Consider the following 311-nt stretch of genomic DNA (forward strand, 5'->3'; position numbering starts at 1 on the left):
ATGCAGAACCTGCCCGGTGTAGGCGGATTCCTTGCCATCCTTGCCGGTGTCCGGCTTGGTGGCTTCGGCCAGTTGGTAGATGCCCTTGGGCAGTCCGTTTTCCGGCAGAACCTTGATAGTCATCCACTCGCCTTTCACCACCTGGTCGAGCTGGCGACTACCGTTCAGGACGCAGACCTTGCGAGAGCCTTCCGGCATCATCTTCGGCGCTGGCCCGGTCGGGTTCAGGCTGTTAGGGGTGCTTGCCATACGTTTCGTACTCCTGTCCGTTGCAGTGAAAAAAGCGGCCGCGAACGGCCGCCGGTAGTCGT

General features: G+C 60.8%; 1 protein-coding gene. It reads right to left on the reverse strand.

All coding sequences use genetic code 11. From position 1 onward, the window contains the following. Nucleotides 1-249, reverse strand: a 249-nt coding sequence (locus tag HMPREF2886_RS27295) for a KfrB domain-containing protein (protein ID WP_371915127.1), incomplete at its 3' end; no start/stop codon positions are given. Between the last annotated feature and the right edge of the window lie 62 nt (nt 250-311).

This window comes from Pseudomonas sp. HMSC066A08 (assembly GCF_001813025.1).
Classification (GTDB): Bacteria; Pseudomonadota; Gammaproteobacteria; order Pseudomonadales; family Pseudomonadaceae; genus Pseudomonas; species Pseudomonas aeruginosa.